This is a genomic window from Candidatus Culexarchaeum yellowstonense (assembly GCF_024707025.1).
Taxonomy (GTDB): Archaea; Thermoproteota; Methanomethylicia; order Culexarchaeales; family Culexarchaeaceae; genus Culexarchaeum.
The window spans coordinates 1-6,649 of the sequence record NZ_JANGFQ010000084.1 but is presented as its reverse complement, the minus strand read 5'-3'; the positions used below and the strand labels follow the sequence as shown (position 1 = coordinate 6,649).

6 protein-coding genes and 1 pseudogene are annotated in these 6,649 nt (G+C 38.5%); 2 read left to right on the top strand and 5 right to left on the bottom strand.

Annotated features, from left to right (window positions below; translation table 11 throughout):
• The first annotated feature begins 106 nt into the window (after positions 1-106).
• Complete coding sequence (locus MRT15_RS08390) at positions 107-1,405, top strand: glycerate kinase (RefSeq protein ID WP_304329633.1); 1,299 nt, start codon at positions 107-109, stop codon at positions 1,403-1,405.
• Here the strand turns inward: MRT15_RS08390 and MRT15_RS08385 are convergent.
• From MRT15_RS08385 to MRT15_RS08375, 3 genes are all read right to left on the bottom strand, one after another.
• Positions 1,399-2,610 carry a M20 family metallopeptidase gene (locus tag MRT15_RS08385; RefSeq protein WP_304329632.1) on the bottom strand — a complete coding sequence of 404 codons (1,212 nt, stop codon included), beginning with the start codon at positions 2,608-2,610 and terminating at the stop codon, positions 1,399-1,401. The genes MRT15_RS08390 and MRT15_RS08385 overlap by 7 nt on opposite strands.
• A gap of 182 nt (positions 2,611-2,792) precedes the next feature.
• Positions 2,793-2,990 (bottom strand): hypothetical protein, encoded by a 198-nt coding sequence (locus tag MRT15_RS08380; RefSeq protein ID WP_304329631.1) that lies wholly within the window; start codon positions 2,988-2,990, stop codon positions 2,793-2,795.
• Between the two features lie 71 nt (positions 2,991-3,061).
• Positions 3,062-3,742: an HAD family hydrolase gene (locus tag MRT15_RS08375; protein ID WP_304329630.1), complete on the bottom strand. Its 681-nt coding sequence runs from the start codon at positions 3,740-3,742 to the stop codon at positions 3,062-3,064.
• A gap of 71 nt (positions 3,743-3,813) precedes the next feature.
• Here MRT15_RS08375 and MRT15_RS08370 point away from each other — a divergent pair, with 71 nt between their 5' ends.
• A complete protein-coding gene (locus MRT15_RS08370) occupies positions 3,814-4,986 on the top strand; it encodes a PLP-dependent aspartate aminotransferase family protein (RefSeq protein WP_304329629.1) in 1,173 nt (390 codons plus the stop codon).
• 41 nt (positions 4,987-5,027) lie between these two features.
• Here MRT15_RS08370 and MRT15_RS08365 read toward each other — a convergent pair whose 3' ends face one another.
• Both MRT15_RS08365 and MRT15_RS08360 read right to left on the bottom strand, forming a co-directional pair.
• The gene (locus MRT15_RS08365) at positions 5,028-6,236 is read right to left on the bottom strand and encodes an FprA family A-type flavoprotein (protein ID WP_304329628.1); all 1,209 of its coding nucleotides are present in this window, start codon (positions 6,234-6,236) and stop codon (positions 5,028-5,030) included.
• A 53-nt stretch (positions 6,237-6,289) separates the two neighbouring features.
• Positions 6,290-6,649, bottom strand: a pseudogene (locus tag MRT15_RS08360) (ABC transporter permease); the annotation flags it as partial.

Sequence of the window (6,649 nt, the reverse complement as noted above, 5' to 3'; positions counted from 1 at the left end):
TTTTTTACCCTTCCATTTAACATAATTTTATGAGGGAAATGTTACGTTCATAAAGAACTTCCATGAACTAGCTTCAAATGAGGATAGAAGGATTGTACTGACATTATTGGAGGAAGGAATTAAAGCATCAGATCCAATAGAAGCCATAAAGAATAGCATGAATGTTTATGATGGTAAAATTGTGGTTAAAGGGGTTGAAGATTTTGATTTAAAGAATTTCCATAGAATTATGGTTATTGGTGCTGGTAAAGCAGCTGCAAGAATGGCTTTAGGCTTAGAATATATTCTTGGAGATGTGATATCGGATGGCATTGTAATAGCCCCAAGGGGGGTTAAATCGAAGCCAAAAAAGATTAAGGTTTTGGAGGGGGATCATCCAATACCAAGCAATAGGAATGTTGAGAATACAGAGAAGATAATAGAACTCTTAAAGGATAGAAATGAAATGGATCTGATAATAGTTTTAATATCAGGCGGGGGATCCGCACTACTAACAATACCTGAAAATGGGGTAGAAGTAGAGGACATCATTGAAACAAATAAGTTACTCTTAAAATGTGGAGCAGACATCAGGGAGATAAATACTGTGAGGAAGCAGATATGTAGAGTTAAGGGTGGAAAATTATTTGCAAGATACATATACCCATCAAGAGCACTAACCCTAATAATATCAGATGTTGTGGGGGACGATGTGGAGGTAATAGCTTCAGGGCCCACTGCTCCAAGTAAATCCACAGCAAAACAAGCAAAGGAGATTTTAGAGAGATATGGTATATGGAGTGAAATTCCAATTAGAGTTAGGAAGCGTATAGAGAAGGCGATAATTGAAGGGGGAAATGCTTTCAACATTGAAGTGTTTAACAAAGTTAGAAATGTGGTGATATCAAGCAACATACAAACCCTAAAAGCCATCTATGGGAAAGCTGTTATGATGGGTTACAATTCAATGATAATATCATCAAGAGTGCAGGGGGAAGCTAGGGAAGCTGGGAAAGTTATTGGGGGAATACTGGTGGAAGCTCATGAAAATGGGATACCAGTAAAACCTCCAGCCACATTAATTGCTGGGGGAGAGACTACAGTTACTGTTAGGGGGGAGGGTAGTGGTGGTAGGAATCAGGAATTGGCTTTAAGCGTTGCAAAAATAATCAATGGATACAGGGGGGTAACATTTGCATCCATGGGGAGTGATGGAATAGATGGAAATACGGATGCAGCTGGAGCCATAGTGGATTGGGAAACGGTAAGTAAAGCTAGAGGTATGGGGTTAAATGAGGATGAATATCTAAGGAGGAATGATACGTACAATTACTTTAAGAAGCTTGGAGGAAGCCTAATAATCACTGGGATAACAGAAACAAATGTTAATGATTTAATGATTGGATTAGTGAGTAGGGGTTATTGAACCTTCACTTCAAGCTTTCTAGATTTAAGCTCACTCTTAGCTTCATCAATCAACTTCTGGTTGATGGATAAATCAAGGCCAGTTAAGGCTAAGAGTTTAATTCCCAATATGAGTCCCCTATGCCCACCCTCAGACCCTGCAGCCTTAGCAAACTCCACAGAGTGACCAGGAGTCCCCCTTGGAACTATAGCCACATTTATCTCAAGGGATGGAATCACATGGCTAACGTTACCAAAATCTGTGGATCCAACATCCTCAACTTGCATTATCTCCTCCAATGATGGAGGCTTAACCCCAACATATTTGAAGTTCTCCATTGCAACCTTAATTAATGTTAGGTTTGGTATGAAATTCGCATAGGTATTAGCGGTTTTCGTAAACTTGTATTTCGCTCCAGTCTGCAATGATGCCCCCTCAGCACACCTCTTAACCTTCTCAACAACCTCCATGAGATAATTTACATCCTCAGCCCTAACGTAAAATCTCCCACAAGTATAATCTGGAACTATATTTGGAGACACACCTCCATTCACAATTACCCCATGAATCAAAGTCCCCTTAACCAAATGCTGCCTCAAAGCATTTATGGATACAAAGGTTAATATTAGGGCTTCAAGGGCATTAATACCCTTATGGGGAGCTCCAGCTGCATGTGCAGCTTTACCGAAAAACTCTATTTTGAAAGCCTCTCTAGCAAGGGATTTATATCGCATGGAATCCCTATCAGATGGATGTATCATCAACGCCACATCAGCCTTAGAAATTTCATCAATCATCAAAACCTTACCACCAGCATTATCCACAGCACCCTCCTCAGCTGGAGTTCCAAAAACCATAACTTCACAATTCAAACCAGCCTCAGAGGCAATGGTGCTTAAAGCGATAGCTGCACCAATAGCTGCAGTACCAATTATATTATGACCACATGCATGACCTAAACCGGGGAGAGCATCATACTCAGCAAGGAAGGCTATTTTGGGACCGCCAGAACCACAAACCTTCCTGGCAACAAAGGAGGTCTCCAACCCAGCAACTCCACGCTCAACATTAAACCCATAATCCTCCAATTTACTTGACAAAAGTTTTGATGCAAAGTATTCCTTATACCCAAGCTCAGGATTCGCATGTATAGAATCACTCAACTTAATCATTTCATTAGAAATCTCATCAACAAAGCGAATCAACTTACCCTTCAAATCCAACATATCAACCCCCCATAAATCATATTGGAGGTATAAGATTATGCTATAAAGCATTTAAAAGATTTACGTTCGACTGAATGGAGAGTTATGAAAAGCTAAATTAAGAAGGTAGTGGCATAGCCAAATATTAGAATTTCATAGTATTAGTTCCAGTAAACATATCACAAATATGACGAAGTAAAAGTTTAATGGCGATCCTCTTCAGAGAACGGTTTTATCCTCCCCTTATCTAAGCCAAAAACTTCATTAAGCTTCTGTATACGATATTGTTTTATTAGTATTCGTATAGTTTCATCAATAGTAGATAAACCAAACTTTCGACGCAACTTCTCTAACATCTCAAGAGTACTTCTTGAAACCTTAATCACCACAGTCTCCTCCATAATATCACCGATAAAATGTCTTCCAGGTTACCCCCATCATGCTTAATACTTAATTTTATTTATGGTTTTGTTTAATTATATAGGAGTTTTTGAAGCCAATTTGGAAGTTCTGCAACGCTATTCAACACGATCTTTGCACCTGCAGCTCTCAATTCATCTTCGCCTCGCACACCAGTCTTTACTGCCACTGGAAATGCATTTAAAGCTAATGCTGGAATTATGTCGATAATGCTATCACCAACAACTATAACTTCAGTGGGGTTTAATTGCATTAAGCTTATGGCTTTCGCTAAATGTTCCACGTGAGGCTTAAAATTTCTAACATCATCCCTAGTGACCACAACGTCAAAGAACCTTTTCAAGTTAAATTTATCTAAAACTATTTCCGTGGATCTACGACTATTTAACGTTATTAAGCCACATTTAAACCCAATGCTCCTAACAAAATTTAAGGCTTCATATGCACCTTCAATCAAGCTAGTTCTATTTGAAGCTTCAACTTCATATGACTCTATGATTTTAAATAGAGTTGATGAGACATGATCAATAAACCACTTTTGAACCTTCATACCCTCAAGTACCCTAACGGTCTTCCTAACCATAGATATGGGATAATCTGCTTCCGAATATATTTGAAAGTGAATGTTAAACTTCTTCAAGCATTTCAGAATATCCTTCGTTAAATTAACCCTATCAACTGAATATCGAATTAAAGTTCCATCCAAATCGAAGAGCACACCACGGAAATTCAAAGGGACACCATAGAGATGGAGGGGATAGTTAAAATAAAACTTTAATTCTCCATATTGACAAACATTTAGTCATGAGATATGGTACTAAAGCTGTATGGGTTGGGAATGAGCCAGACTACACTGGAGCAGTTGTTCCACCAATATACATGGTATCAACATTTAGGCAAACGGATCCAGAAATAAAAGATAAATATGTTTACACTAGACTTGGAAATCCAACAATTGAAAGACTTGAGAGGAAGATTGCAGCGCTGGAAGAGGGGAAATATGCAATAGCCACATCTTCAGGGATGGCTGCAATAGACACAGTACTAAGACTACTGAAACCTGGAGACGAAATAATAACAATGGAAACACTCTACGCCACAACCATAAACCTCATGAAAACAACATACGCCCAGTATGGTGTAAAAGTGAAATTCATAGACCTAACAAAAACTGAGAATCTTGTGGGGAATATAAGTAGGGAAACCAGGATGATCTATTTTGAAACACCAACAAACCCATTATTGAAAATAGTGGATATAGAAGAAGTGTGTAAGATAGTTAAGGATGAAAATAGTGAAGCAATAGTTGTGGTGGATAATACCTTTGCATCCCCATACAATCAAAGACCATTAACTCTAGGTGCAGACATAGTAGTCCATAGCACCACCAAATACATAGGGGGGCATAGCGACATCATAGGTGGAGCCATAATAACAAACAATGAGGAAATATACAAGAAGTTGAGAGCCAACATAACAAGTAGTGGTGGGGTGCCAAGCCCATTCGATGCATGGCTAATATTGAGAAGTATAAGAACATTCCATGTGAGAATGGAGAGACATAATTACAATGCAATGAGAATAGCGCAATACCTATCAGGGAAGGAAGATGTGGAGAAAACATATTACCCTGGATTAAAGAATCATGAGGGATATGAAATCGCAAAGAAACAGATGAAAACACCATATGGAAGTGAAGGTTATGGTGGAATGATATCATTCCAACTTAAAGCAGATATAAAGGGGGTTAGGAAATTCTTGAAAAGTTTAAAGATAATAGCATTGGCAGTAAGTCTTGGAGGGACGGAATCACTAATAGTTCACCCAGCAAGTATGCCACCATACAAACCACTAACAATGGAAGAGAAGGAGAGAATGGGAATATGGGATAACCTAATAAGATTCTCAGTGGGAATCGAAGATGTGGAAGACCTCATAGAAGACCTTGAAACAGCATTTAAAGAGATGAAGAAATAGAAGTGTAAAGGTGGCTTTACCAAGATAATGGCAACATACAATTACTTTTTAAATTTCAAAGCCAATTCACCAATCTTAACACCAAACTTCTTTGCATTATCCAAATCAGAAGATGAAGGTGCACCTCTAACTGTAAGGAATGGTTCAACAAGATTAAAGCCCATACTCTTAAGTCTACCCATCAGAATACCGTAGGCAGAGGGGCCCCAACCATAACACCCGAAAATTGAAGCATACCTACCAACCCCAAGCTTCTTAACTTCAATGAAATCCAACACATTAAGGATTGTTGGGAAAACGTTGGCATCATATGTTGGTGTACCAAATACCAGTACTGGAGCATCCAAAACCTCCTTAAGTATGAAGCTCACATTAACCCTTGAAGCATCAAATGAAGCCACCCTAACACCAGTGGATTCAACACCCATACCAATAGCCTCAGCCAACATCTTCGTATGACCATACATCGAACCATAAATTAACACGACTTTAACTTCAAATTCAGGTTTACTCCATGAAACATATTTATCAACAATTAAAAGTGGATTAAACTTGTATATGGGTCCATGGGAGGGGGCAATTATCTTGAAATTTAAACCTAAACTTGAAAGCTTCTCCACAGCTTTAATAACATGTTCACGATAGCCTACAACTATGTTTGAAAAGTACCTCTTAGCTTCATCCAAGTAAATGTTTAAGTCAACTTCATTATCGAATAATTTACCATTTAAAGCTCCAAAGGATCCAAATGCATCACAGCTAAATAAAACCCCCTCAAGATTTAGGAAGCTCATCATGGTGTCAGGCCAATGAAGCCATGGAGTTAAGTGAAAAGTCAAAGTATCTCCACCAATATCCATAGACATACCATCATTAACAGATTTAACCATGTTTTCACTTAAATTGAAGAAGGCTTTATGTAAATTGACAGCGAATGAGGAGCATAAAATCTTGCAATTTACAGCCTCCCTCAAAAGTGCAAGTATGGATCCACTATGATCATGCTCCAAGTGATGTGAAACTAAGAAGTCGATGCTCTTCAAATCCACCAAACCCTTCAAATCCTCAATGAACCTTTCAGAGAACCTTTGAGGAACAGTGTCTAATAGTATGGTCTTCTCATCACCAAAGATTATATATGAATTATAGCTTACACCCAAGGGTAAAGGCCATAACGATTCAAATAGGTCTAAATCCTTGTCATCATAACTCAAGCAGTAAACCCTATCAGATACCTTCCCCACAGTCATAATCGACCCTTGTTAATGTATTTATTACATAGGTAAATTTAACGGTTTCTAAATTAACGTCTAAATCTCCTAAAGGATATTTTAGCTGTCAAAACCTTCTCACTCTTAAAGAATTTTGATGCAATGTACAGTACCGCCATGGAGAAGACGGCCATATACACTATCCCAATTATTAGGAAACTGTAGTTTTCCAGTAAAGCAGCTCTTGGGGAAGCCAATGTATAAGTGTATGGTATGAGGTAGAGTGGAATCTGGATAGATATTGGGAGAGAGTTAACGTCGGTGAACATGGATACCATCATTGGAACTATCATTAGGAAGTATAGGTAACCAACAAGCGTCTGAGCACTCCTAACATCCTCAGCGAATACCGCTATCAATAATGCCAACACAAGAGATGAAACCATACTTAG